The organism is Mesorhizobium sp. WSM4837 (genome assembly GCF_055811435.1).
The window spans coordinates 91,151-115,770 of the sequence record NZ_JBVVQE010000011.1 but is presented as its reverse complement, the minus strand read 5'-3'; the positions used below and the strand labels follow the sequence as shown (position 1 = coordinate 115,770).

23 protein-coding genes and 1 pseudogene are annotated in these 24,620 nt (G+C 62.5%); 18 read left to right on the top strand and 6 right to left on the bottom strand.

The genetic code is table 11. The features are described from left to right. Nucleotides 1-45: 45 nt before the first annotated feature. Both AC0L3D_RS09095 and AC0L3D_RS09090 read right to left on the bottom strand, forming a co-directional pair. A complete protein-coding gene (locus AC0L3D_RS09095) occupies nucleotides 46-468 on the bottom strand; it encodes a VOC family protein (protein ID WP_023798350.1) in 423 nt (140 codons plus the stop codon). A gap of 15 nt (nucleotides 469-483) precedes the next feature. Then, complete coding sequence (locus AC0L3D_RS09090; protein WP_473643939.1) at nucleotides 484-1,311, bottom strand: enoyl-CoA hydratase; 828 nt, start codon at nucleotides 1,309-1,311, stop codon at nucleotides 484-486. 141 nt (nucleotides 1,312-1,452) lie between these two features. On the opposite strand from AC0L3D_RS09090, the gene AC0L3D_RS09085 reads away from it, so the two are divergent. From AC0L3D_RS09085 to rpsI, 3 genes are all read left to right on the top strand, one after another. Next, nucleotides 1,453-1,917, top strand: coding sequence for a PaaI family thioesterase (locus AC0L3D_RS09085; protein WP_287221629.1), 465 nt, complete (start codon nucleotides 1,453-1,455; stop codon nucleotides 1,915-1,917). A gap of 227 nt (nucleotides 1,918-2,144) precedes the next feature. After that, nucleotides 2,145-2,609 (top strand): 50S ribosomal protein L13, encoded by a 465-nt coding sequence (gene rplM, locus AC0L3D_RS09080; protein WP_023798353.1) that lies wholly within the window; start codon nucleotides 2,145-2,147, stop codon nucleotides 2,607-2,609. 1 nt (nucleotide 2,610) lies between these two features. Beyond that, nucleotides 2,611-3,093, top strand: a complete 483-nt coding sequence (gene rpsI, locus AC0L3D_RS09075; protein ID WP_023798354.1) for a 30S ribosomal protein S9 — start codon at nucleotides 2,611-2,613, stop codon at nucleotides 3,091-3,093. 74 nt (nucleotides 3,094-3,167) lie between these two features. On the opposite strand, the gene AC0L3D_RS09070 is transcribed toward rpsI, so the two are convergent. Continuing rightward, nucleotides 3,168-4,076 (bottom strand): LysR family transcriptional regulator, encoded by a 909-nt coding sequence (locus tag AC0L3D_RS09070; protein WP_473531770.1) that lies wholly within the window; start codon nucleotides 4,074-4,076, stop codon nucleotides 3,168-3,170. A gap of 93 nt (nucleotides 4,077-4,169) precedes the next feature. On the opposite strand from AC0L3D_RS09070, the gene AC0L3D_RS09065 reads away from it, so the two are divergent. Next, the gene (locus tag AC0L3D_RS09065) at nucleotides 4,170-5,042 is read left to right on the top strand and encodes an aldo/keto reductase family oxidoreductase (protein ID WP_023798355.1); all 873 of its coding nucleotides are present in this window, start codon (nucleotides 4,170-4,172) and stop codon (nucleotides 5,040-5,042) included. Between the two features lie 440 nt (nucleotides 5,043-5,482). Here AC0L3D_RS09065 and AC0L3D_RS09060 read toward each other — a convergent pair whose 3' ends face one another. Then, nucleotides 5,483-6,541: a glycerophosphodiester phosphodiesterase family protein gene (locus AC0L3D_RS09060; RefSeq protein WP_473643936.1), complete on the bottom strand. Its 1,059-nt coding sequence runs from the start codon at nucleotides 6,539-6,541 to the stop codon at nucleotides 5,483-5,485. 418 nt (nucleotides 6,542-6,959) lie between these two features. On the opposite strand from AC0L3D_RS09060, the gene speB reads away from it, so the two are divergent. From speB to AC0L3D_RS09045, 3 genes and pseudogenes are all read left to right on the top strand, one after another. Beyond that, nucleotides 6,960-7,967 carry an agmatinase gene (speB, locus tag AC0L3D_RS09055; protein ID WP_287175255.1) on the top strand — a complete coding sequence of 336 codons (1,008 nt, stop codon included), beginning with the start codon at nucleotides 6,960-6,962 and terminating at the stop codon, nucleotides 7,965-7,967. Between the two features lie 31 nt (nucleotides 7,968-7,998). Further along, nucleotides 7,999-8,931, top strand: coding sequence for an N-acetyl-gamma-glutamyl-phosphate reductase (gene argC, locus AC0L3D_RS09050; RefSeq protein ID WP_287120408.1), 933 nt, complete (start codon nucleotides 7,999-8,001; stop codon nucleotides 8,929-8,931). Nucleotides 8,932-9,006: 75 nt separating this feature from the next. After that, nucleotides 9,007-9,769, top strand: a pseudogene (locus AC0L3D_RS09045) (aminoglycoside phosphotransferase family protein). Here AC0L3D_RS09045 and AC0L3D_RS09040 read toward each other — a convergent pair. Further along, complete coding sequence (locus AC0L3D_RS09040) at nucleotides 9,759-10,847, bottom strand: COX15/CtaA family protein (protein ID WP_128170007.1); 1,089 nt, start codon at nucleotides 10,845-10,847, stop codon at nucleotides 9,759-9,761. The pseudogene AC0L3D_RS09045 and the gene AC0L3D_RS09040 sit on opposite strands and share 11 nt — an antisense overlap. Before the next feature lie 152 nt (nucleotides 10,848-10,999). Between AC0L3D_RS09040 and AC0L3D_RS09035 the strand changes: the two genes are divergently transcribed. From AC0L3D_RS09035 to AC0L3D_RS08990, 10 genes are all read left to right on the top strand, one after another. Further along, a complete protein-coding gene (locus tag AC0L3D_RS09035; protein WP_023798362.1) occupies nucleotides 11,000-11,218 on the top strand; it encodes a DUF2842 domain-containing protein in 219 nt (72 codons plus the stop codon). Between the two features lie 480 nt (nucleotides 11,219-11,698). Continuing rightward, entirely contained in the window at nucleotides 11,699-12,706 is a 1,008-nt protein-coding gene (locus AC0L3D_RS09030) for an ABC transporter substrate-binding protein (RefSeq protein ID WP_473643934.1), read from the top strand. A gap of 914 nt (nucleotides 12,707-13,620) precedes the next feature. Then, nucleotides 13,621-14,625, top strand: a complete 1,005-nt coding sequence (locus AC0L3D_RS09025) for an ABC transporter substrate-binding protein (RefSeq protein ID WP_287375954.1) — start codon at nucleotides 13,621-13,623, stop codon at nucleotides 14,623-14,625. A 29-nt stretch (nucleotides 14,626-14,654) separates the two neighbouring features. Then, nucleotides 14,655-15,665, top strand: a complete 1,011-nt coding sequence (locus AC0L3D_RS09020) for an ABC transporter substrate-binding protein (RefSeq protein WP_128170004.1) — start codon at nucleotides 14,655-14,657, stop codon at nucleotides 15,663-15,665. A gap of 138 nt (nucleotides 15,666-15,803) precedes the next feature. Continuing rightward, nucleotides 15,804-16,811, top strand: coding sequence for an ABC transporter substrate-binding protein (locus tag AC0L3D_RS09015; protein ID WP_473643932.1), 1,008 nt, complete (start codon nucleotides 15,804-15,806; stop codon nucleotides 16,809-16,811). Between the two features lie 29 nt (nucleotides 16,812-16,840). Further along, nucleotides 16,841-17,392, top strand: coding sequence for an SCO family protein (locus tag AC0L3D_RS09010; protein ID WP_473643958.1), 552 nt, complete (start codon nucleotides 16,841-16,843; stop codon nucleotides 17,390-17,392). Nucleotides 17,393-17,453: 61 nt separating this feature from the next. Beyond that, nucleotides 17,454-20,012, top strand: a complete 2,559-nt coding sequence (locus AC0L3D_RS09005; RefSeq protein ID WP_287375949.1) for a GAF domain-containing protein — start codon at nucleotides 17,454-17,456, stop codon at nucleotides 20,010-20,012. Continuing rightward, the gene (locus AC0L3D_RS09000) at nucleotides 20,009-20,374 is read left to right on the top strand and encodes a response regulator (protein WP_128175946.1); all 366 of its coding nucleotides are present in this window, start codon (nucleotides 20,009-20,011) and stop codon (nucleotides 20,372-20,374) included. The genes AC0L3D_RS09005 and AC0L3D_RS09000 overlap by 4 nt, the downstream gene beginning before the upstream one ends. Further along, a complete protein-coding gene (locus AC0L3D_RS08995) occupies nucleotides 20,292-21,536 on the top strand; it encodes an adenylate/guanylate cyclase domain-containing protein (RefSeq protein ID WP_473643930.1) in 1,245 nt (414 codons plus the stop codon). Before AC0L3D_RS09000 ends, AC0L3D_RS08995 begins: the two co-directional genes overlap by 83 nt. A 190-nt stretch (nucleotides 21,537-21,726) precedes the next feature. Next, nucleotides 21,727-21,966, top strand: coding sequence for a hypothetical protein (locus tag AC0L3D_RS08990; RefSeq protein ID WP_128169998.1), 240 nt, complete (start codon nucleotides 21,727-21,729; stop codon nucleotides 21,964-21,966). Between the two features lie 263 nt (nucleotides 21,967-22,229). Here the strand turns inward: AC0L3D_RS08990 and AC0L3D_RS08985 are convergent, their stop codons facing one another. After that, complete coding sequence (locus AC0L3D_RS08985) at nucleotides 22,230-23,285, bottom strand: polysaccharide deacetylase family protein (protein ID WP_473643928.1); 1,056 nt, start codon at nucleotides 23,283-23,285, stop codon at nucleotides 22,230-22,232. 90 nt (nucleotides 23,286-23,375) lie between these two features. On the opposite strand from AC0L3D_RS08985, the gene AC0L3D_RS08980 reads away from it, so the two are divergent. After that, nucleotides 23,376-24,605, top strand: a complete 1,230-nt coding sequence (locus AC0L3D_RS08980) for a GNAT family N-acetyltransferase (RefSeq protein WP_473643926.1) — start codon at nucleotides 23,376-23,378, stop codon at nucleotides 24,603-24,605. Nucleotides 24,606-24,620: the final 15 nt, after the last annotated feature.

Below are 24,620 nucleotides of genomic sequence, written 5' to 3'. Positions count from 1 at the left end.
TCATGCGGAAATGGTCGGTATCGTGGAAAGCCGTGGGAAACGCGGTCAACCCGGCAGCGAGATGCTGCCGTCTTCCGCGATCGGAAAAGCCGGATTATGCGCCACTTCCCAGATATGCCCTTCGGTGTCGGCGAAATAGCCATACCAGCCGCCCCAGAAGGCGCGGCCGGCCGGCTTGACGATCCGGCCGCCGGCCTTCTCGGCCATCGTCAGCACGTCATCGACCTCCGCGTCGGAGCGCGTGTTGTAGGCGAGGTAGATCGCCGACGGCGCCCTACCGAACGTAACGCCTGAATCGGCTTCGGCGCTTTCGCGCGGGAACAGCCCGAGAATGACGCCGCCCATCTGGAAGAAGGCGACGCCCTCGGTGATGCCGGCATGGCGGGTGAGGCCCATCGCCTCGTAGAAGCGCGTGGCGCGCTCGAGATCGTCGACGGCAATGGTGATGATGGAGATGCGAGGCTCCATGTCTATTCTCCGTCCCTATTCCTCCGTCCATTCCGGCTTGCGCTTGCCGATGAAGGCGCCGATGCCCTCTTCCGCGTCGCGCGCCAGCATGTTGTCGACCATGACGCGTCCGGTATAGGCATAGGCGTCGGCCAATCCCATTTCGGCTTGCGCGTAAAAGGCTTCTTTTCCGGTCTTGACGACCAAAGCCGATTTGGCGGCAATGGTTTGCGCGTACTTGGTTACAATCTGATTGAGATATTCACGCGGCACGACGCGGTTGATGAGGCCGAATTCCTTGGCCGTCGCCGCATCGATGGTCTCGCCGGTCAAAAGCATCTCCATCGCGTGCTTGCGCGAAACGTTGCGCGACAGCGCCACCATCGGCGTCGAGCAGAACAGCCCGATATTGACCCCCGGCGTGCAGAAGGTCGCCTCGTGCGAGGCGATCGCCAGATCGCAGCTCGCGACCAGTTGTGCCCCGGCCGCCGTCGCCAGGCCATCGACCTCGGCGATCACCGGCCTGGGATGGCGCACAATCGCCTGCATCAGTGCCGCACAAGCGGAAAACGTCTCCTCGAAGAACGCCTTGCCTCGATCGGCATCGCTGCGACGCGCCGTCATTTCCTTGAGGTCGTGTCCGGCGCAGAACACTTTTCCGGCTGCCGCCAGGACGATGACTCGGACGGATCTGCCTGATTTGGCGCGGTCGAGTTCCGCCGTCAGCGCCGCCATCACCGCCAGCGACAGCGCATTGGCCGGCGGATTGGCGAGCGTCAGGCGGAGCACGCCCTTGTCCAGCCTCGTGACAACAGGACCTTCGGCAACAGCCGGCTTGATGGTGACGATTTCAGCCGTTTTCAAACCTCTTCCCATGTCTCCAACCTCATCATTGGCCAGCGCATCGGATTCGCGGCCATGGAACAAAAGAACTAGCACGCTGCCGATTGAAGAACAGCCTTAAGGCGTGTTTTCTCAGGCCACGGCACATCCAGGAAAACGCCTATGCCCGCCCAAAACAATCTCAAGCCGGTGCTGACCGCGGCGCAGGTCAATGCGCTGATGGAGACCGTCTACCCGCAGCTCAATGACCAGTTCACCTTCTACGAAGCGATCGAGGTGTTTGCGGGCGGCTGCACGGTGCGCCTGAATGCCGACGAGCGGCATTTGCGCCCCGGCGGAACCGTTTCGGGCCCGTCGCTGTTCACGCTGGCCGACATTGGCGGCTATGTCTGCGTGCTTTCGCATGCCGGGCCCGATGCGCTTTCGGTCACCACCAATCTCAACATCAATTTCGTCCGCAAGGCCGAGGCCGGACCGATCGACGGCCATTGCCGCATCCTGAAACTGGGCAAGAGCCTGATGGTGTTCGAGATCGACATTGTCGCCGGACCGGACGGACACACGGTAGCGCACGCCACGGGAACCTACTCGATCCCGCCGAAGCGGCCTGATAATGTGGTAAAATAATACCTTTCACTCAAACCTTTGTTTCTGCTTTGTTTTGTCCGCCCTGTTGGTTTTCATCAGCCTTGACGTGATACCTCCCCCTCGCCTATAAGCCCTCACGGAACAGCGGCCCGCAAAGGCCGCCGTTTTGTTATTGGCGGCGAACGCTCGGCGTCAATCCAAGCAACAAGAAACGCCTTTCCTTGTCGTTCGTCGATGGGGAAGGTCCGAACCGAAAGCAACAATCCATGGCAACCTTTTCGCAGAAGCCTGCGGATGTGGTGAAGAAGTGGGTGCTGATCGACGCCGAGGGTCTCGTCGTCGGCCGTCTCGCCACTGTCATCGCCAACCATCTTCGCGGCAAACACAAGCCCACCTTCACCCCGCATGTCGACGACGGCGACAACGTCATCGTCATCAATGCCGACAAGGTGGTGTTCACCGGCAAGAAATTCACCGACAAGGTCTATTACTGGCACACCGGCCACCCCGGCGGCATCAAGGAGCGCACCGCGCGCCAACTGCTCGAGGGCCGTTTCCCCGAGCGTGTCGTCGAGAAGGCCGTCGAACGCATGATCCCGCGTGGTCCGCTCGGCCGTCGCCAAATGAAGAATCTCCGCGTCTATGCAGGCACGGAACATCCGCATGTCGCCCAGCAGCCCGTCACGCTCGACGTGGCCAAGCTGAACGCCAAGAACAAGAAGGTTTCGTAAAATGGCTGAGCTTTCCTCGCTCGCAGAACTCGGAACTGCCACCGGCAACACCAACACGCAGCCGGCTGCACCCGTCCATGTCCAGAAGCTCGACAAGTCGGGCCGCGCCTATGCCACCGGCAAGCGCAAGAACGCCATCGCGCGTGTCTGGGTGAAGCCCGGCTCCGGCAAGATCGTCGTCAACGACAAGGTGTTCGCCGAATATTTCGCGCGCCCGGTCCTGCAGATGATCCTCAACCAGCCGATCATCGCTGCCAACCGCGCCGGCCAGTACGACATCGTCGCCACCGTCATCGGCGGCGGCCTTTCCGGCCAGGCCGGTGCGGTGCGCCACGGCATCTCCAAGGCGCTGACCTATTACGAGCCGGCGCTGCGTCCCGTGCTCAAGAAGGGCGGCTTCCTGACCCGAGACAGCCGCGTCGTCGAGCGCAAGAAGTACGGGAAGGCGAAGGCCCGCCGCTCGTTCCAGTTCTCGAAGCGCTAAGCACTGCTTCAGCTCCAGACAGTCGAAACGGCCGCCTCCGGGCGGCCTTTTCTTTTGGTGAACCTGGCCCAAATTTAGGAACGATCGGCCGGTACCTTGATGAAGTCGATAAACGCCCGCAACGGCGCCGGCACGAGACGCCGGCCGGGATAATAGAGGAACGGCCCGGGGAAGCTCTGCCACCAAGGTTCGAGGACGGGTTCGAGCGCACCGCTCTCAAAGTGAGGGCGAAGCCAGTCCTCGAACAGGCTGACAATGCCGGTACCGGCGATGGCTGCAGCGACGGCGAGATCGGCCGCTCCGCCCAGGGTCACGAGAAGCGGCCCCTTCGGATCGACCCGCACCACCTCGCCGTCGCGCTCGAATTCCCATGGCGGCATTGCCCCGCTGGCGAAGCGGCCGCGCAGGCAGGCGTGGCCGAGCAGGTCGCGCGGGTGTTGCGGCCGGCCATGGCGATCAAGGTAGGCAGGGCTGGCGGCGGTGGCAAAGCACTGCAGGCGCGGTCCGATCGGCACCGCGATCATGTCCTGTTCCAGCCGCTCGTCGTAACGGATGCCGGCATCGCAGCCTGCCGCCAGGACGTCGACAAAGCTCTCCTCGGCAATCACCTCCAGCCGGATGCCGGGATAGGCAGCGAGAAACCCCGGAACGATGCCGGGCAGCACCAGCCGCGCTGCGCTGACCGGCACATTGAGGCGCAACGTACCTGCCGGCCTGTCGCGGAAGCCATTCACAACGTCGACGGCCGATTCCACCTCGGTCAAGGCTGGGCCGAGCCGAGCCAGCAAGCTCGCGCCCGCTTCGGTCAGCACGACGCTGCGGGTCGTCCTGTTGAGCAGCCTGACACCGAGCTGCGTCTCGAGGCGGCGCACCGCCTCGCTCAAACCCGACGCACTGCCGCCGCTGGCGCGGGCGCCATCGCGAAAACCCTTGGCCCGCGCTACCGCCACGAAAGCGTTGAGGTCTCCGAGGTCGATCTTCATTGTTCGACATTCCGTACAGCCCGTGCGGAATGTACCCAATTATCGTGAGATCGGACAGCGCCTATCTCAACCTCAACTGAACGGAGATAGACCATGTCCAGCATTGACCTTTCCGGCACGTTCACTCTCGGCGACCGCACCGTGAAGCGGCTCGGCTACGGCGCCATGCAGCTCGCAGGACCCGGCGTCTTTGGTCCGCCCAAGAACCATGGCGCGGCATTGGCCGTGCTGCGCGGAGCTGTTGCGCGCGGGGTCAATCACATAGACACCAGCGATTTCTACGGCCCGCACGTCACCAATCTACTCATCCGTGAAGCGCTCGCGCCCTATTCCGACGATCTGACGATCGTCACCAAGATCGGTGCCCGTCGCGGCGCGGATGGCTCGTGGCTCCCGGCCTTCTCGCCCGAAGCGCTGACGGAGGCGGTGCACGACAATCTGCGCAATCTCGGGCTCGACGTGCTGGACGTCGTCAATCTCAGGATCATGTTCGACGCGCATGGCCCCGCCGAAGGCTCGATCGAGGCGCCGTTCACTGTGCTGGCCGAGCTTCAGCGACAGGGCCTGGTGCGTCATATCGGGCTCAGCAATGTCACGCCGGCACAGATCGAAGAGGCGCAACGGATCGCCAGGATCGTCTGCGTCCAGAACCAATACAATCTGGCGCACCGGGGCGATGATGTCTTGATCGACAAACTCGCCCGCGACGGTATCGCTTATGTGCCGTTCTTTCCGCTCGGCGGCTTCAACCCGCTGCAGTCGTCTACCCTGTCCGGCGTCGCTCAGCGCCTGGGCGCCACGCCGATGCAGGTCGCGCTCGCCTGGCTGCTCGGTCGCGCGCCCAATATCCTGCTCATCCCCGGCACGTCTTCCGTTGCGCATTTGCGGGAGAATCTTGCCGCGGCCGAACTTGAACTGCCGGAGGATGCCGCGAGGGAGTTGGACGGCGTGGCGATGGCGGTATGAGGATTGGCGAAAGCGGCAACGAGCCAATCTCGCCATGATCGACAGGCTGGCGGGACAGCGCCCCCCTCTGCCCTGCCGGGCATCTCCCCCACAAGGGGGGAGATTGGCAGCTTCGCGGACAGCGCCCTTTTTGCAAGGTTGGTGGTTGGCGAAATCAGTGATGAAGGCCAATCTCCCCCCAAGTGGGGGAGATGCCCGGCAGGGCAGAGGGGGGCGCGAAGGATCGCTACAGAGCGCTTTTATTCTGAGCCGCTGCATTCTTCGGCGGATGTCACGGAATGGATCCCAGGGTCTGCAGCGCGTCGCTTCGCTCCTTGCTCCGCCCTGGGATGACGAAGGCATGGTGGCCTGTGGCTAATCCCCAGCGTCAGAGATGGTGGTTGCAGGCCGGCCGGCAGCGCGACCGCCGGTCAAAGAACCAAATCCACGGCGCAGAGGAACTAGTTGATGCTCGCCGTATTCGCCGGCTCCGCCGGCCGCGCCGCATCCGAATAGGGCACGCGATAGCCGTTTGCCGCCAGCCAGTCGATCGCCGCTTTCGGCTCATCGGTCTGGATGATGGTGGCGCCGCGCTCGGCCCAGAAGCCGTAGGTCTCGCGCGGCAAGCTGGCGAACACCGCCAGTTCATCGCCGCGACCGCCGGCAAGGAAGCCGCCCGGCTTGTTGACGATGGCGTAGGTATTGGCCCAGATGTGCCAGTCGCCCCTTATCGCCGCGGCGCGCATGCGCGGGCTGAACAGCGGACCGCCGGTCTCGGTCAGCGTCTCCGCGCCGTCCCGCCAGTTGATCATCTCGACCGCGCGCGGCGAAAAGGCGCCGCTGACTTTCTCGGCGAAACCGGCGTCGCGAACCGCGTCGTCGGCAATGATCGGCATGAATTGGAAACCGCTGCCGATTGCACCCATGGCTGCCTTGACAGTGGTGATCCTGGCCGGGTTCCACAGGTTCTCCTTGACGATCACCTGTTCGGCCATGCCAAGGTCACGCGCCACCGCGATCATGCCGGCCAGGCTGTCGACGTCGAGCTTGTTGTCGATGTTGACGAGGATCCTGTCCCTGGTCGCCATCAGCATCTCGCGCAGCGTCGAAACCGGCTCGTCGGTGACGGCGCCGGTGCCCTCGATCACCAGCCTGCAGGTTTTGAGTTCGGCCAGCGTGCGCTTGACCACCTCGCCCCTGCAGTTCGTCGTGCGGTCGAGCCAGCTGTCATGCATGACGACGAACTCGCCGTCCTTCGAGCGCCTGACATCGACCTCGACGATTTCGGCGCCAAGCGCGATCGAGGCCTCGAGGGCGGCGATCGAGTTTTCGGCAAAGAGCGTCTTGCGGGCCTGCAGGCTGCCGGCGCGGTGTGCCGCCACCATGACATGGTCGCGCCACTGGTTGGCGTGTTCGAAACGGTCGAGAATCTGCTTGGCGCGTGTTTCGCCAGCCAATGCCGAGCCAGTGAGCAGCACCGAGGCGGCGGCAAGCACAAGTTTCAGCCAGGTCGTTCGCATGAGAATCGCTCCTACCGGATGCAAACCCGGATAAGCGACGCGCGTGACAGCCCAGTGAACGAAGCCGGCTTCGCAAATGCCGGAAAGTGAGGTCAATGCCGGCTGAAGCGCCTGTTCTTCAATTCGAACGACGCAATCGACTTGCCGAGATCAAGTACCGCCGTCCTGGCGGTCGGTGGCCGGCTTGGCGTGCTGAAATCTGCTGCGTTCCCCGGCTGACAACCATCCCGCGTAAGGACGGCTGGCTACTTTCGGTTGTATTCATGCATATCTACGCAAATTCCGGGTTGGCCATGCGGGCTCACCTGGCAAGCAAGAAGTTGTGACCGAGCTCGAACGGCCATGGCCCTCGGAAGGGGTCGCATTTCCTGGAATTATATCCAATAAGGTTGCGCCTCGACGCACAGGAGATCGCTTCATGCCGAACACCAACATCGACCACGCCTTCACCGCCCGGGCCAGGACGGGTGCGTCCTTCGAGCCGACCTATGCCGGCGCGCTGTCGTTCATGCGACGCAAATACTCGAAGGACGTGAAGGGCGCGGACGCGGTGGTGTGGGGCATCCCCTTCGACGCCGCCGTCACCAACCGGCCGGGCGCGCGTTTCGGACCGCAGGCGATTCGCCGCGCCTCGACCATCCTCGACAACGACCCGCAATACCCATTTTCGCGCGATCTGTTCGAATATCTCGCCGTGGTCGACTATGGCGATTGCCTGCTCGACAGCGGAAACCACCAGAAGACGCCGGGGACGATCGAGCGCGAGGCGGCAAAGATCCTGAAATCCGGCGCCTTCCTGCTATCGCTCGGCGGCGACCATTTCGTCACCTGGCCGCTGCTCAAGGCGCATGCCGCCATCCACGGTCCGCTGGCCCTGGTGCAGTTCGACGCCCACCAGGACACCTGGCCGGACGACGGCAAGCGCATCGATCACGGCTCCTTCGTCGGCCGTGCGGTCAAGGAGGGGATTATCGATCCCGACCGTTCGATCCAGATCGGCATCCGCACCCATGCGCCTGACACCTTCGGCATCAAGATCCTGTACGGCCACGAAATCGAGGACATGCGGGCGTCCGATATCGCCTATGCCATCGTCGACCGCACCGGCGGCAAGAAGGCCTACGTCACGTTCGACATCGATTGCCTCGACCCGGCCTTCGCGCCCGGCACCGGCACACCGGTCGCCGGCGGGCCGTCCTCGGCAAAGATCCTGTCGGTGCTGCGCCAGATCAATCAGCTCGATATCGTCGGCGCCGATGTCGTGGAGGTTGCGCCGGCCTATGATCACGCCGATATAACGGCAATTGCCGGGTCGACGGTGGCCATGCACTATCTCGGGCTGCTGGCGGAGCGAAAGGCCCGGCTCGAAGAGCTGAACAACGGCAATCACATTGTTGCCGGATTGAACCAGGCAAGTGGCATATAATTTCGAACTATCAGGGAGTTCAGGCAGGCAAATGAAACCGAAAATCTTCATCGACGGCGAGCACGGCACCACCGGTCTCCAGATCAGGGCGCTGCTTGCCGAGCGCGGCGACCTGGAGATCATCTCGATTCCGACCGAGCGCCGCAAGGAACCGGCAGCCAGAGCCGAGTTCCTCAACGCCGCCGATGTCGCGATCCTGTGCCTGCCGGACGCAGCCGCGAAGGAAAGCGTCTCGCTGATCAGCAACGACACGACAAGGGTTATCGACGCCTCGACGGCGCATCGCGTGGCAGAAGGTTGGGAATATGGTTTTGCCGAAATGGACAAGGCTCAGGGTCGCAAGATCGCTTCGGCGAAGCGCGTCACCAATCCAGGCTGCTGGCCGCAAGGGCCGATCGCGACGCTGAGGCCGCTGGTGGCGGCCGGGCTGTTGCCGGCGGATTTTCCGGTCACCGTCAACGGCATTACTGGCTATTCGGGCGGCGGCCGGCCGATGATCGAGGACTATGTCGCCAAGGGCGAGGATGCCTCGGAATTCCTGCCCTACGGGCTGACCCTGCAGCACAAGCATGTGCCGGAGCTCAGGACCTATGCGAAGCTGTCGCATGATCCGATCATGCAGCCGGCGGTCGGCAATTTCGCGCAAGGCATGATCACCGTGGTGCCGCTGCAGCTCGGCGGCCTCGACTATGTGCCGACCGGCGCCGAGCTTCATGCGGCGATCGCCGACCATTTCGCCGCCATCGATGGCGGCGTGGTCGAGGTGGCGCCCTATGCGCATCTGGAGCGCGTGCCGGAGATCGATCCCGAAGTCTACAACGGCACCAACCGGATGATGCTCCATGTCTTCGCCAACGACGACAGGGCCCAGGCGCTGCTGTTCGCCGTCTACGACAATCTCGGCAAGGGCGCCTCGGGCGCTGCCGTGCAGAACATGGATCTGATGCTCGGCCTCAAGAACTGAATGGACGCGCCGGCATTCCCAGGCCGCTGGAAGGTCGACGCGCCAGAACTGATTGCCGAGACGTTCAGCAGCCGCATCTGGAAGGTTGTTCGCGAGGACGGCTCGCCGGCGATCGTCAAGGCGCTCAAAGCTTTCGACGACGTCGAGGACGAGTTGCGGCGAGCATTTCCTCGCCTGGCGGCGCGGCGAAGGCGCGGTACGGCTGCTCGGCCGCGACGGCCACTGCATGCTGCTCGAATATGCCGGTGAAACCTTGCTGTCACAGGTTCTCGCCGAGCAGGGCGACAATGCCGCCACAGCAATCGCGGCCGAAGTGATGGCAAGACTGTTCTCGCCATCCGACCACCCTGCCCCACCAGACCTTCAGCCGTTGCGGGTGCGGTTTTCCAGTCTGTTCAACAAGGCGAAGATCGATCGCGACGCCGGCGAAAAGAGCTTTTACGTCGAAGCGGCTGCGACCGCGGAACGGCTGTTGGCCAATCCTGTCGAGGTGCTGCCGCTGCATGGCGACCTGCATCACGACAACATCATGCTGGGAGCGCGCGGCTGGCTGGCGATCGACCCGAAGGGCGTTCTCGGCGATCCCGGCTTCGACGCGGCGAACATGTTCTACAATCCGCTCGGCCGCGACGAGCTTTGCCGTGATCCCCGGCGGATTGCCGACATGGCCGAGATTTTCGCCAGAACGCTCGGCCAGACGCCGCCAGCCATTCTGGATCACGCCATCGCCTATGGCTGCCTGTCGGCGTCATGGCATCATGAAGACGGCAATGCGGTCGAGGAAAGCCGCGAATTGTCCATTGCCACGGCGATCAGGACGGTGCGGCTCAGCCTCTGACGGCGATCTGGTTGGGCATGGGATAAGCGCCCTTGGTGCCGCGCCAATGCGCTGCGGCAAAGCCCAACAGGACAAGCGCGAAAGCCTGATGCGTCAGCGCCATGTGCAGCGGCACCTGCATCAGCAGCGTGCCGATGCCGATCAGAGCCTGCAGCAGCACCAGCACAAACAGCAGCGTCGCGCGGCGCGCATGGGTGGTGCCGGGCTGGCGCCGGTGCGTGGCGATCATGTGCCAAAGTGCTGCGACGAAAATAGCGTAGGCGCCGAGCCGGTGGATGAACTGGACCGTCTTCGGGCTCTCGAAGAAGTTGCGCCATGCCGGCTCGAGGATCAACAGGTCGCCGGGGATGAGCTTGCCGTCCATCAGCGGCCAGGTGTTGTAGCTCAGGCCGGCATCGAGCCCGGCGACCAGCCCGCCGAAATAGATCTGGATCAGCGCCAGCAGCACCAGAAAGCCGGCCAGACGCTGGGTCGAGCGGTCGGCCGCGGGCTCGGAATGCGGGGCCAATCCACGCGCGACCACCATGGTCGCGGTGAAGATCAGCGCCGCCAGCGTCAGATGCGTCGCCAGCCGGTATTGGCTGACGGAGACGCGGTCGACCAGCCCGGACGCCACCATCCACCAGCCGATCGCGCCCTGCAGGCCGCCGAGAAGAAGAATGCCCAATAATTTCGGACCAAGACCGCGTTCGATGCGGCGCGTCGCCCAGAAAAACACCAGCGGCACGGCGAAAACCACGCCGACACCGCGCGCCAGGATCCGGTGCAACCATTCCCACCAGAAGATCGACTTGAACGCTTCGAGGCTCATGCCCTTGTTGAGCTCGGCATATTGCGGGATCTGCTGGTAGCGCTGGAATTCCTCCTGCCATTCGGCGTCGTTGAGCGGCGGGATGATGCCGTGGATCGGCTTCCATTCGGTGATCGAAAGGCCGGATTCGGTGAGCCTGGTGGCGCCGCCGACCAGCACCAGCACAAACAGCACCAGGAGCACGACGTAGAGCCAGCCGCGCACCAGCGCCCGGTTGCGCAGGTCGCGGTCGCGGGTCACGAAAGGCGCGGCAGCTATGGCAGCCATGGTCTTGTCCCGGCAGGTTGCAGTCGCGGATTGGTGAACCATCGCAATCCAACTGGCAAGACCGGACAGCGCGGCACGCCGTCGCGCCGCTTCTTGGCTGTTGCGTGCCTCTTCCGTTGGGCCTAAGCGATAGGGATCAACCGGATCGCGAAATGCCCATTCGCCTGAAAAAGCTGATCGGAACAATCCTGCTGGTGGCGCTGGTCATCGTCTATGCGCTGGTCGCATCGATCGTGGCGGTTGCGCAACTGGCGGAATCGGGACCGTGGGCGCATTTCCTGTTCTTCCTGCTCAGCGGCATGCTCTGGGTGCTGCCGGCCATGGGCATCATCAAATGGCTGATCCTGGAGCCGCCGCGGCCGAAGAACTGAGGTTTGCTCGCCGCCGCGGTGAAAGTCTGACGCTTGCTACCCGACGTGTAGGGCAGCTCAGGATGGTTTTCTGCCTTCCGTGTCGCCGATCGGAACGCACAGGTAGCGCCAGAGTGGTTATTGCCGAACCACTACTCAGACGTCCCGTTTGGGGGGCGAAGCGGAGTGGCAACTTCTGGCTTCCGAAAAACGATTGCAGACCGACAGCTTTGGGTCCGGGATCTTAAATAGCGGACCCTCAGCTCGGTGGGAAAATTGTCGTGACGTGATCCGATCCGGTCGTTCCGGGATGGGTAAGCTCGGCCGTCCAGAAGCAGCTCGAAGCCGCCACTGACAGAAGCCGAAATAAGGCGTATGAATGTTTATCGCTGGCTAGCGCGCTCTAGCTCACAAGCCTTCGGGCGCGCCGACAAGATGTCACCCTCTGCCGGATTTCTTTGCTCGATTCCGGTCCATTTTCGCGGTTCGGAGAGCGTTCTGATGCAGATCATCCAAAGCCGCCGCCGCTTTCTGGCCGGCCTCTCGGCAGCCGGTGCTGTCGGCGTCGTCGGCGCCGCGACCCCGGCCAGCGCCGAGCCGCCGCCCGAGACCAGCCGGATTCGTCTGAGCAAGACTTTCGGCATCTGCCTCGCACCGCAATTTGTCGCGGAGGATCTGCTGTATGCCGAGGGTTTCACGCATGTGGATTATGTCGAGACCCAGCCTGGCACTGTGATGGCGACAGACACAGCGAGCGGCAAGATCGATTTTGGCCTGAACTTCGTCGCGCCCACGATTGTCGCCGTCGATCAGGGGCACAGGCTGACACTGATGGGCGGCGTTCATCCGGGCTGTTTCGAGCTGTTCGTCCAGCCAGGCATCGACAGCATCCTCCAACTCAGGGGCAGGAAAGTCGGTGTCCAGGCACTCGGATCCAGTCCGCATCTATTCATCGTCAGCATAGCGGCCCATGTCGGGCTGGACCCGGTGCGCGACATCGTTTGGGTGAGCGATCCCGACGTGAAGCCGAAGGAATTATTCCTGCGTGGTGATGTCGATGCCTTTCTCGGCTTTCCGCCGGAGCCGCAGGAGCTGCGCGCCAAGGGGGCTGGCCGCGTCCTCCTCAACAGTGCACTCGATCGGCCGTGGTCGCAGTATTTCTGCTGCCTGCTGGCCGGCAATCCCGGCTTCGTCGCCGCCAATCCCGTCGCGTCGAAGCGGGTGATGCGTGCCATTCTCAAGGCAGCCGATCTGTGCGTGGCCGACCCCGCCATGGTCGCGCGCCGTCTCGTCGAGGGAAAATTCACCGCTAATTATGACTATGCGCTCCAAGCCCTTGGCGAGGTCCCCTACAAGCGGTGGCGGGACTATGACGCGGAAGACACGGTGCGCTTCTATGCACTGCGCCTGCGCGAGGCCGGCGCTATCGCCGCGAGTCCCCAGGAGATCATCGCCAAGGCCACGGATTGGCGCTTCCTCAATGAGCTCAAGCGCGAGTTGAAGACATGAATATGTGGCCGGCACGCGTCTTGTTATTGGCCCTGCTCATTGCTTGGCCGGCGCATTCACATGACGCGGCGCCTGCAGGCTGACGGCCCCAAGTGCGATCAGAAGGCCGACGATCGACAAGAATGCGATTGGGCGCTGGCGCAATCATCAGAAACCGTTCGTCGTGTGCTGAGCGGGGTCAATAATCAAACAAATGAAGCTGACCAGGCTGTAGCGCAAGATCGCAGCTTATCGCCAGGTTCGGCACGACACGACAAACCAGCTCTACAGCATCGCGACCGCGCTTTTGCTTCAGGACGACAGGGTGCTGAACACGGCCCTCCGCCAGCTCAGCCGGTTTGGGTACGACCTTGACCGCATGGAGCTCGTCGCTACGCAAGATGCGGAACTATTCGGGCAAGTCCGACAGGACTACGACCGGTTCACAGACGAAGTGACGCATGTGGTATACCTTGTCCCGCGCGGTACATACGGACGAGGCGCGCAGGCGCAAATGGCCCAGATCGTCCCATTGGCCAACGGACTTGAGCTTAAGATCGAAACGCATCTTCCCAGATGGCGGCAAGTCTCTTGGGACTCAACGTCGATGACTCGATCCGGCCGCGCGGTAAACTCGAAGTGGCATTCGCAACCGCGCAAACGGTCTCCTGGCCGCGAGACAGTGGCAGGACCTTTGGCGGAGTAAGTTTTGCGCTCGCAACCAACGCAAATTGGGCGTATCGTGGCATATCGTCGATTGCTAATAGATGAGCCGACGACTGAGAGCGCAAGACTCCCGCATCGGACTGAGCGCGCTAGATCAACTACTCGTCGCGCTCACGAGACCACCTGCCTCTGCCGAAACCTCTTTTGCTCGGTTTCGGCCAGAATTGCCTTTTTGCAGTTCGGAAGAGAGGAGCGTTCCGATTCAGATCATGCAAACCCGCCGCCGATTCCTGGCCGGCGCTGCAATGACAGGCGCTGCCGGTATCGTCGGCCTTCCCGAGTCACTCCACGCGGAACCGCCGCTGGAAACGACCACGGTTCGTCTGCCGCGGTGGGTTGGTGGTTCCTACTGTTGGGCAGGCGCGTACATCGCCGGAGAACTGATGCGCGCAGATGGTTTCACCGACGTTCGCTACGTCGAAGCCGACAGAAGCGTCGACCAATCGGAATGGATCGCACGCGGTGAGACCGATTTCTCTGTGAACTTTCCACCGAACCAGATCGCGTCGATCGATGCCGGCGTGCCGATCAAGGTGCTGACCGGGTTGCACTCGGGATGCCTCGAACTGATCGCCAAGGAGAGCATCCGCAGCGTCGCGGATCTGCGGGGCAAGAGGGTGGGCGTGGATGGTTTCAATAACTCGCGACACGTGTGGCTGACTCTCATGTCCGCTTATGTCGGGCTCGATCCCGTGAACGATATCCAATGGGTCCTTACGGAAGACGCCACCCCGACGGAGCTCTTCGTCCAAGGAAAGATCGATGCATTCCTCGGCACGCCGCCCCAGCCGCAGGAGCTGCGCGCCAAGATGATCGGCCATACGATCCTCAACAATGCCGTCGACCGCCCATGGTCACAGTATTTCTGCTGCATGATCTCCGCGACGACGGACTACGTGAACAGGCACCCGGTGGCGACCAAACGGGTCTTGCGATCCATCCTCAAGGCTGCCGACCTCTGCGTGTCGGATCCGCAGTGGGTGGCCCGGCAGATGGTCCATCGCGATTTCGTCCCGTCGTATGACTACGCGCTGCAAACGCTAAAGGATATCCGGTACGACCGCTGGCGAAACTTCGATCCTGAAGACTCCCTGCGGTTCTACACACTGCGCATGCAAGAGACGGGCATGATCAAATCGAGCCCGCAACAGATCATCGCCGACGGAACGGACTGGCGCTTCCTCGAAGAGTTGAAGCGTGAGCTGAAAACCTGATCCCATTTGTCTCAAGGGGAGACGTAGACATGCAGTTCATCCAGAACCGCCGCCGTTTCCTAGCCGGCGCTGCGGCCGCCAGCGCCGCGGGCCTCATCGGCACCTCGACACCCGCCTGGGCTGAGCCGCTGCCGGAGACCACCTCGGTCCGCCTGCCGCGGTACATCGGCGGCGCCTATTGCTGGGCGGGCCTGTACCTCGCCGGAGAGATGCTGCGCGCCGAGGGGTTCACCGATCTCCGCTACGTGCAAGGTGACAAGAAGGTTGATCATTCGGCGTGGATCGCAAACGGCGAGACGGATTTCAGTGTGAACTACGTGCCGATTCATCTGGCGTCGATCGATGCAGGAGTGCCGATCAGGGTACTAAGCGGACTGCACTCCGGGTGCCTCGAACTGATCGCCAACGACAGCGTCAAAGGCATCTCGGACCTGCGGGGAAAGCGGGTTGGGGTCTTTACGCTTGATTCGCCGCAATACGTGTTGGTTTCTCTGATGGCCGCCTATGTTGGGCTCGATCCCGTCAACGACATCGAATGGGTCATCGAAGAGCACAATTTTGCGGAAGGCTTCGTCGAAGGAAAGTACGATGCAGTGCTCGGCCAACCGCCCCGCACGCAGGAACTTCGCTCCAGGAAAGTAGGCCACACGATCCTCAACTCGACCACCGACCCGCCCTGGTCGCAGCATTTCTGCTGCATGATTTCCGCGACTGCGGATTATGTCGACAGGTATCCGGTGGCGACGAAGCGCGTGCTCAGGGCCATTCTCAAGGGCGCCGACCTCTGTGTCTCAGATCCGTCATGGACTGCAGGGCAGATGGTCGATCGAGGTTTCGTCCCCAGCTACGAACTCGCGCTGCAAACGCTTGCCGACATCCGGTACGACAGATGGCGGGATTTCGATGCCGAAGCCTCGATGCGCTTCTACGCGCTGCGCATGTACGAAACGGGCATGATCAAGTCGAGCCCGCAAGAGATAATCGCCACCGGAACGGATTGGCGCTTTCTCGATCAACTAAAGCAGGAGTTGAAGACGTAGGCGATCGCCGACACGCCGTGCCCCATCAGGGAAGGAGAGGCTAATGCAGATCATCCGGAACCGCCGAGCTCAAGCGTGAGCTGAAGACGTAGAACTATCGCCGACACGCGGTGCCTTTTTCAAGGGAAGGAGAGACTCGTGCAGATTGTCCAGAACCGTCGCCGTTTCCTCACAGGCCTGTCCGCGCTCGCAGGTGCGGGCCTTGTAAGGGGCCGCAACGCGACCGCCGCCGAAGCGGCACCTGAAACCACGGTCGCCCGCTTTGCGGCGGCGCCTGGTATCTGCATCGCTCCGCAGTACGTCGCCGAGGATCTTATCCGCGCAGAGGGGTTCTCGGATTTCGGCTTCGTGGCCGCCGAGGCCGGCATCGCCCAGACCGAGATGCTGGCGCGCGGCGACATCGATTTCGGCATAGACTTTGCCACGGCCCTAATCATTCCGGTCGACACTGGCGCCCCGATCAAGGTGATCTCCGGAGTACATGTCGGCTGCTACGAGTTGTTCGGACGGGAGGACATCAAGAGCATCGCGGATCTCAAGAGCCGCAAAGTCGGCGTCGGCGGCAATCTGTCGTCGGATCCGCATATCTTCGTCAGTGCGATGGCGACCTATGTCGGCCTCGATCCGCAACGCGACATCGAATGGATCGTCGGCGAAGCAAAGCCGGCGGAGCTCTTCGCCGAAGGCAAGGTCGACGCCTTCCTGGCTTTTCCGCCTGAGGCTCAAGACCTCCGCGCTCGCAAAGTCGGTCACGTCATCCTCGACAGTTCCAAGGACCGGCCGTGGTCGCAATATTACTGCTGCATGCTGGCGGTCAATGCCGCCTATGCCGAGAAAAATCCAGCTGCCACCAAGCGCGTCATCCGGGCCATCATCAAATCGGCCGACATCTGCGCGGCCGAACCGGAACGGGTGGCACGCCTCCTGGTGGATGGCGGACACACCGAACAATACGACTACGCCGTGCAGTCGCTCCGCGAGCTCCCATACTCTAATTGGCGCGACTTCGATCCCGAGGACACGATGAGGTTCTTCTCGCTGCGGCTGCATGAGGCCGGGATTGTCAAATCGAGCCCAAACGAGATCATCGCGAACGGCACGGATTGGCGCCTTTTCAACGAGGTCAAGCGCGAGATGAAAACGTGAGCGAGTGGCCGGCGCGCATCTTGCTGCTGGTGCTGATGGCCGGGCCGGCACACGCGCACGACGCGCCGCACGACGAGCGCCTGCCGACGATCGGACAGGCGCCGGACTTTACCTTGGTATCGCAGGACGGTGTGCGAGTGTCGCTGCACGACTTTCGCGGCAAGGTGGTCGCCGTCTCATTCATCTATACGTACTGTACCGATGTCTGCCCCATGCTGACCGCCCATATGGCCAGCGTGCAGGAAAAGTTGGATAGTGCATTCGGACCCAAAATCGCCTTCGTTTCGATCACCGTCGACCCGGAGCGCGATACGCCCGATGTCCTGAAGGAATATGCGCAGAGTTTTGGCGCCGACCTGAAGGGCTGGTCCTTTCTTACCGGTGATCCGGCGGTCGTCCATGAGGTGGGACGGAAATACGGGGTCATCGCGAAGAAGGCGGCGAACGGAGAAATCGACCATACCTTGTTGACGTCGCTCGTGGACCCCGGTGGCATCTTGCGAGTACAGTATCTTGGTGTCCGGTTCGACCTGGAGGAGTTCCGGGATGACCTTCTCAGCCTCTTGGACGAATCCAAATAGCATAACGAACCGGCTCGTTGGCTGGGTTGCCCGGCTGCCGGCGCGCGTCCAGACCAAGCTCTTGATCGCGTTCCTGTCGATCGTCGGCCTGCTGATCGTGCTCGGGGCCGTCGGGTTGCAGGTGCTGAGTGGGGTGAACGATCAGACCAACGAGCTGATCAAGCTGCAGCGCAGGATCGCGGCCTACCGCCAGGTACAGCACGATACGACCACCCAGCTCTACGGCATCTCCACCGCCCTGTTGCTTCAGGACGACAGGATGCTGGATGCGGCGCTGCGCCAGCTCAATCAGTTTGGCTACGACCTCGACCGCATGGAGTTCGTCGCCAAAGCCGAGGTGGAAGTGCTTGGCCAGGTCAGGCAAGAGTACGAGCGGCTGACGGCCGGGGTGACGCACGTGGCAGAGCTCGTCCGCGCCGGCCGCACTGAGGAGGCGCGCAAGGTTCAGCTTGATGAAATCATACCGTCGGCTGATAGCCTAGAGCGGCTGACAAACCAGCTGGTCAACATGGCCGAAGCCGACATGGTGGCGGCCATCGAAATGACCGAGGGTGCGTACGGCACGTCCAGACTGATCGTGGTCTCGTTCGCGGTGGGCAGTATCCTGCTGGCGTTGGGGCTCGGCTACATTATCTCCTGGTCGTTGATCGAACCGGTCAAGAAGATCGAGACGCGTCTCAGCCAGATAGCGGCCGGCGACTTCGCCCAACAGGTTGCCGTCGCCAATCGCGACGAACTTGGAGTACTCGCCGCTAACGTCAACCAGACTTCCGACCGTCTGGGGCGCCTGTATCAGGAGATTGAGACGCGCACCCAGCAGCTCGACGAAGCCCTTCAGCAGCAGACAGCCACCGCAGACGTTCTGAAGGTCATCAGCCGCTCTACCTTCGATCTGCAGGTCGTGCTCGATACGTTGGTGGAATCGGCTGTCAGGCTCTGCCGTGCCGACAAGGGTGGTATCGTGCAGTCGCTGGATGGCGTATTCCGCTATGTGTCGGCGCATGGCTACCCGCCCAGTTTCCGTGCTTATGTGGACGCCAATCCAACTCCGGCCCTTGCCGCAGGCCGAGGCTCCGCCGTAGGGCGCGTAATCGAAGAACGGCGGATCGTCCAAATCGAAGACGTGACCGCTGATCCGGACTACCGCGTTGCCTTGATCGCCGAGGCAGGCGGCTTCCGCACCGTCCTCGCTGCCCCGCTGTTGCGGGAAGGTGATCTCGTTGGCGTATTCGTCATGACGAGGGTTGAGCCGCAACCTTTCAATCCCAAGGAGATCGCCCTCGTCGAGACATTCGCCGACCAGGCCGTGATCGCCATCGAGAATGCGCGGCTCTTCGAGGCGGTGCAGTCACGGACTCGCGAGCTTGCCGCGTCTGTTGGTGAGCTCGAGGCTCTTGGTGAGGTGAGCAAGGCGGTCAATTCGACGCTGGATCTCGACACGGTGCTGAAGACGATCGTTGCCAAGGCGGTCCAGTTGTCGGCAACGGATGCTGGCACCATCTACGTGTTCAGCAGCACGCGGCAGCAATTCCGTCCGCGCGCAAACTTCGGTATGAGCGATGAGCTTATCGCCGCAGTCTCGCACCAGACGATCGGGCTGCCCGACATGGGGATCGGCGACGCGCCCGGGCGCTGCATGCCGGTGCAGTTTCCCGACCTCAGCGAGGAGACCTCATCCTTCCTAGTAAGAAAGACGATCGTCGACGCCGGATATCGTGGTATCCTGATCGTTCCGCTGCTGAGGCCCAACAAGATCGTCGGTGCACTGGTCGTCAGGCGCCACAAGCCAGGTGCCTTCGATGAGCAAGTTGTCCACCTGCTGGAGACCTTCGCAGCCCAATCGGTGCTCGCGATCCAGAATGCCAAGCTGTTCCGCGAGATCGAGGAGAAAGGCCGGGAGCTGGAGGCAGCCAGCCGCCACAAGTCCCAGTTCCTCGCGAATATGAGCCACGAGCTCAGGACACCGCTCAATTCGGTCTTGGGCTTCACAGAACTGCTGGTCGACGGCATCTACGGCGAACTCCCCGACAAGGCAAAGACGACCGTCGCGCGCGTGCAGGCAAACGGCCGTCACCTCCTCGGGCTCATCAACGACGTACTCGACCTTTCCAAGATCGAAGCCGGCCAGCTCACGCTGGCGATTGAGGACTACTCCGTCGCGCAGATTGTTCGATCGACCTTTACGGCTGTAGAGCCGCTGGCACGAGCGAAGGGTCTTGAGCTTTCAACGACTGTTGCCGAGAACCTTCCAATCGGCCGCGGGGACGAACGCCGTTTGACGCAGGTCCTGCTCAATCTTGCAGGCAATGCCGTCAAGTTCACCGAAACGGGCGCGGTCGACATTCTTGCCGATGCGGTTGACGGGCACTTCGAGATGACCGTCCGAGACACCGGTCCCGGCATCGCGTCCAAGGACCAGGCTCTCATCTTCGAAGAATTCCAGCAGGTCGACAACAGCAGTACCAGGCAGAAGGGCGGTACGGGTCTTGGCCTGGCGATCTCGAAGCGCATCGTCGAAATGCATGGCGGAACCATAGACGTCGAGTCCGTGATTGGGTCGGGGTCGACATTCCGTCTGAAGGTACCAATCCGGGTGAATGAGGACGTGAGGGCCGCATGAGCAAACGAATCCTGATGGTGGAAGACACCGAGGACAACCGCCAGATCATCCGCGATCTCATTGCCACCACCGAATACGAACTGATCGAAGCGGCGGACGGCGCCGCCGGCATCGCTGCAGCCGGAGTGCACAAGCCAGACCTGATCCTTATGGACATTCAGCTCCCTGTGATTGACGGGTACGAAGCGGCTCGCCGCATCAAGGCCGACCCGGCGCTCCGGCACATTCCGATTATCGCCGTCACCTCCTATGCGTTGTCGGGCGACGAGGCGAAGGCCCTTGCTGCTGGGTGCGATGGTTACATTGCCAAGCCATTCAGTCCGCGTCAGCTGCTTTCCGAGATTCGCGGGTTCCTTTCTTGAGGGAGGCAGCGCCGTGCACGATCCGCCTCGCATTCTCGCGGTCGACGATACTCCGGAAAACCTCGAGATCCTGCGCATGCGCCTCGAGGCGAATGGCTACGAAGTTGCAACCGCCGCCGATGGTGAAGAGGGGCTTGCGAAAGCCCGCGAACTCACGCCGGATCTGATCCTGCTTGACATCATGATGCCGAAGCTCGACGGCATCAGTGTGGTACGCATGCTCAAGCACGATCATTCGCTGCGATCGATCCCCGTTATTCTGGTCACCGCGAAAGCCGACACGCGCGACGTGGTCGAGGGGCTGGACGCCGGTGGCGACGACTACCTGACTAAGCCCTTCGAGCACAGGGCGCTGTTAGCACGGGTGCGCTCGATGCTGCGCCAGAAGGCGCTTCACGACACTGTCGCGAGCCAAGCCAAACGCCTTGAGGACCAAGCCGCGCAGCTTTCCGACTGGAATCGCTCGCTCGAGCAAACCGTGGCTGAGCAGGTGACGGAGCTCGAGCGAATGGCGCGGCTTAGGCGGTTCCTGCCCGAGCAGGTCGCCGACCTCATCGTTGCGGCGGGCAATGGAGATGCGCTCTTGCAGAGCCACCGTCGCGAGGTGACCGTTGTCTTTTGCGATTTGCGCGGCTTTACAGCCTTCGCGGAGACCGCCGAACCCGAAGAAGTCATGACAGTTCTTGCCGAGTATCATTCCTGTCTTGGTGAACAAATTGTCCGCCACGAGGGGACTCTCGAGAGGTTCGTGGGCGACGGTATCGTCGTGGTTTTCAACGATCCACTGCCATGCGCCGACCACAGCGAGAGAGCTGTCTCAATGGCGGCTGCGATGCGCGACGCGATTGACGGGCACTCAGAACGATGGCGCAAGCGGGACTATTTGCTTGGCTTTGGGATCGGCATTGCCAGGGGCCACGCAACCATCGGGCGCATTGGTTTTGATCGGCGCTCGGACTATGCCGTCATTGGCACCGTGTCGAACCATGCCGCCCGATTGTGCGAGGCCGCCAAGTCCCGCCAGATTCTCGTTAGCCAACGGGTCCTCGGCGCTGTCGAGGCGCTGGTCGAATCCGTTCTTGTTGGCGATCTGACGCTGAAGGGTTTTCGCCGCCCAATGCCTGCCTATGAAATCGTGCGGTGGTTCGGTCGGCCAGACTAGCTTTAGATGCACTCCGGTCTCTTGCGGACGATACGACCCGTCGAACCGTCGGCACAAAGCATCCCAGCCACGATCGATCTCGAAACCGCCCGCAACGGGGGAGAAAGTGTGCGTTCTGCCAGTAGCAACCCGATGGCAGCCTATGTGATGGGTTTCGGATGCCGGCCATCCACGTGTTGGCTTGGCGCCGGTGCCGGCTACCGAAACCCATCACATAGGCTGCCCGCGCCCTTACCTCGTCTTCTCCGGCGGACGCATCCCGCTGCGCGGCATCGAGATGCACGGGACCTATTTCCGGCCCGACGTCTTGGTCGCGGGTGCGCTCGTCAAGAAGGGCTACCTGACCGTCGACGAGAGCGCGCAGGAATTCGTGGTCACGCCGGACGGCTGGAGCTTCGTCGCTGACACGCTGGAAGTCCTCGGGAAATAGCCGCAATGCAATACGCCCTGGTCGTGGTCGACAGTAGCGTCTTCAAGCAGAATTTCGACGCCTATCGCGAACTTCCGGCTCCGGAGTCCGACCTGGGTCAGGACCTCGTGTGGGAGAAACCGAGCGGCACATGCAAGGGACGATCGTCGGATGTGCGTCCGGGGCTTTCCGAGTGCAGGCTTGAGAACCCGGAGGCGACGAAGGCGCGCATCAGGGATGGCCCTCAGGGCTCTGTTCTTGCGGTCCACCGGAGTGTCTCACCACTAGATGGTGACGAGCATCTTTCCGGCGTTGGCCAGCGGCGTCGTCACGCCCGACAGCATCGTGCGGATATGGGCAACGCTCTGATAGCGACCGTTGACCGAAATACGCGGCAGCGCGTGCAGGAAACCGGCATGTTCGGCGCGCAGCACGCCGTGGCGTGTCGTCACCGCCGAGACATAGCCGGCGTCGCGGGCAAAGCCGACTTCGCGGTCACCAACGGCGCTGGCATAGCCATAGGGATAGGCGAAATGGCGCGGCGCCTTGCCAAGCTCGGCCTGCAATATGCCCCTGACGTCATCGACCTCGTGCCGAGCATCGGCTTCGGAAAGCCGCTTCAGATTGCGATGATTGACGGTGTGCGCGCCGATCGTCACCAGCGGATGCCCTGCCATGGCGCGGATCTCGTCCCAGTTCATCAACATGCTCTGGCGCGCGCCCAACTCGATACCGTTCGACCGCGCCAATTCGCGCAGCACCGCGCGCTGGTCCTCCTCGCGGACCTCCAGCGTCAGATAATCGTGCAGGCGCGCAAAGGCCTGGATTTTCTTGCCCGGGGTCGAGCAGTCGATCGTCACCGGACCGTTCGCTGTCGTCAAAACCAGCCGGTTGCGCGCGCTGACGATGTCCTCGACCACCTCCCACCATAGATCGGCGGCGCCGTTTATCAGCCCCGGCGCGACATAGATGGTGATCGGCGCGCCGTGCTTTTCCAGCACCGGCAGCGCCTCGGTCTTGTTGTCGCGATAGGCGTCGTCGGCGGTGATCGCCGCGAACTGGCCACCCTTGCCGCCGGCCTTGATGCGCTCGATCGCCTCGTCCAGGGTGACGAATGCATAGCCGTGCGCCTTCATGTCGGCGATGACAGCGTCGAGGAACTCAGGCGCGATGTTGAGATGCCGGTTGACGCTATCAGGCTTTTCCGGCGTGGCGGTGACCCGATGCAGCATCAGGACGGCGCCGATGCCGCCGACAAACGGCTTGGCCAGCGGGGCAAGACCGGTATAGCGCACGACATTGAGCGCCAGTTTCCGGATTGCCTCACCCCCGTCGATCATTCATTCACCTTTTGCGCCTAGGCTTATCCAAGCACGAAATGCGCCTATGCGCGCCCCAATCGCGGTGAATACGCCCTAAAGGATTGAGGTATGGTTGACGCCACCGCGTCATTTGACGGCAATCGGCTCGAGGCCATGCAGGCGGCGCCGCGCGCGTTGCCTGCGGATCATGCCGGCCTGTCGGTGTCGGTCGCTGACGGTGCGGCACTTGCGGCCTATGCCGAGTTCTGCGGTTCGGCGCTGTTCGCGCCGGCGCAGAGCCCGGCCTGGATCCTGAACTGGGCCAGACATGCCGAAGCGGACACCGTCTTGGCGACGCTGAGCGGCGACGGCCGGCCGGTTTTTTGGTTGGCGCTGGAAGTCACCAGCCGTGGTCCGTTACGCGTCGCCCGTTTCATGGGCGGCCGCCATGCCAACGGCAATTTCGCCGCCGCCGACCCGTCCTGGCTGACCAAGGCGGATGCTGCAGCAATCCGCTCGATGCTGGCGGCGATCGCCAGGGCACGGCCGGACATCGACCTCGTCGCGCTGGAACGGCTGCTGCCCGATCTCGACGGCATTGCCAATCCGCTTCTATCCCTCCCGCATTTTCCCAGCCCCAACCTGTCGCTGGCCGTAGACCTGGCGGGAGGTTTTGATGCGCTGCTCTCGCGCGCGAGCGGCAAGCGCAGGCGCAAGAGGCACCGCTCGCAGGCGCGCAAGTTTGGGGCCGTCGGCAGCCACCGCCGCATCGAGGCCCGGACGGCGGACGAGGTGAACAGGCTGCTCGATACGTTTTTCGAGATGAAGGAGTTCCGCTTCCGCAAGATGGGCATCGCCAACGTCTTCGGCGAGCCACAGGTTCGCGCTTTCTTCCGCGCCTTGTTCGTCGAAGCGCTTTCCGACGAAAAGCCGTCCTTCGTGCTGCATGGGCTCGAAGTCGCCGGCAAGCTTCGCGCCGTCACCGGATCGAGCCGCTCGGGAAAACGCCTGATCTGCGAATTCGGAGCGATCGCCGACGACGACCTTGCCCATACCAGCCCCGGCGACTTCCTGTTCTTCGACAACATCGAGGAAGCCTGCGAGAGCGGGTTCGATGTCTATGATTTCTCGGTCGGCGACGAACCCTACAAGCGGCTGTGGTGCGATATCGAGACCCGGCATTTCGAGGTCCTGATTCCGCTGACGGCAAAAGGCCGCGCGCTGGTGTTTGTCCTGCGGCAGGGCGCGCGCCTGAAAGCCTTCGTCAAGAACAGCCCTACGATCTGGAAGCTGACCAAGATGCTGCGCCGCAAGACGGCCGGACAGGCTGTGCCAGCAACGGGCGAAGACGACAGCTGAACGCTGCCGAGATTC

Bases quoted from the DNA above. Each gene is read 5' to 3' on its own strand.
- AC0L3D_RS09095 (WP_023798350.1), bottom strand. From the start codon at position 468: ATGGAGCCTCGCATCTCCATCATCACCATTGCCGTCGACGATCTCGAG.
- AC0L3D_RS09085 (WP_287221629.1), top strand. From the start codon at position 1,453: ATGCCCGCCCAAAACAATCTCAAGCCGGTGCTGACCGCGGCGCAGGTC.
- rplM (WP_023798353.1), top strand. From the start codon at position 2,145: ATGGCAACCTTTTCGCAGAAGCCTGCGGATGTGGTGAAGAAGTGGGTG.
- rpsI (WP_023798354.1), top strand. From the start codon at position 2,611: ATGGCTGAGCTTTCCTCGCTCGCAGAACTCGGAACTGCCACCGGCAAC.
- AC0L3D_RS09070 (WP_473531770.1), bottom strand. From the start codon at position 4,076: ATGAAGATCGACCTCGGAGACCTCAACGCTTTCGTGGCGGTAGCGCGG.
- AC0L3D_RS09065 (WP_023798355.1), top strand. From the start codon at position 4,170: ATGTCCAGCATTGACCTTTCCGGCACGTTCACTCTCGGCGACCGCACC.
- AC0L3D_RS09060 (WP_473643936.1), bottom strand. From the start codon at position 6,541: ATGCGAACGACCTGGCTGAAACTTGTGCTTGCCGCCGCCTCGGTGCTG.
- speB (WP_287175255.1), top strand. From the start codon at position 6,960: ATGCCGAACACCAACATCGACCACGCCTTCACCGCCCGGGCCAGGACG.
- argC (WP_287120408.1), top strand. From the start codon at position 7,999: ATGAAACCGAAAATCTTCATCGACGGCGAGCACGGCACCACCGGTCTC.
- AC0L3D_RS09040 (WP_128170007.1), bottom strand. From the start codon at position 10,847: ATGGCTGCCATAGCTGCCGCGCCTTTCGTGACCCGCGACCGCGACCTG.
- AC0L3D_RS09035 (WP_023798362.1), top strand. From the start codon at position 11,000: ATGCCCATTCGCCTGAAAAAGCTGATCGGAACAATCCTGCTGGTGGCG.
- AC0L3D_RS09030 (WP_473643934.1), top strand. From the start codon at position 11,699: ATGCAGATCATCCAAAGCCGCCGCCGCTTTCTGGCCGGCCTCTCGGCA.
- AC0L3D_RS09025 (WP_287375954.1), top strand. From the start codon at position 13,621: ATGCAAACCCGCCGCCGATTCCTGGCCGGCGCTGCAATGACAGGCGCT.
- AC0L3D_RS09020 (WP_128170004.1), top strand. From the start codon at position 14,655: ATGCAGTTCATCCAGAACCGCCGCCGTTTCCTAGCCGGCGCTGCGGCC.
- AC0L3D_RS09000 (WP_128175946.1), top strand. From the start codon at position 20,009: ATGAGCAAACGAATCCTGATGGTGGAAGACACCGAGGACAACCGCCAG.
- AC0L3D_RS08985 (WP_473643928.1), bottom strand. From the start codon at position 23,285: ATGATCGACGGGGGTGAGGCAATCCGGAAACTGGCGCTCAATGTCGTG.
- AC0L3D_RS08980 (WP_473643926.1), top strand. From the start codon at position 23,376: ATGGTTGACGCCACCGCGTCATTTGACGGCAATCGGCTCGAGGCCATG.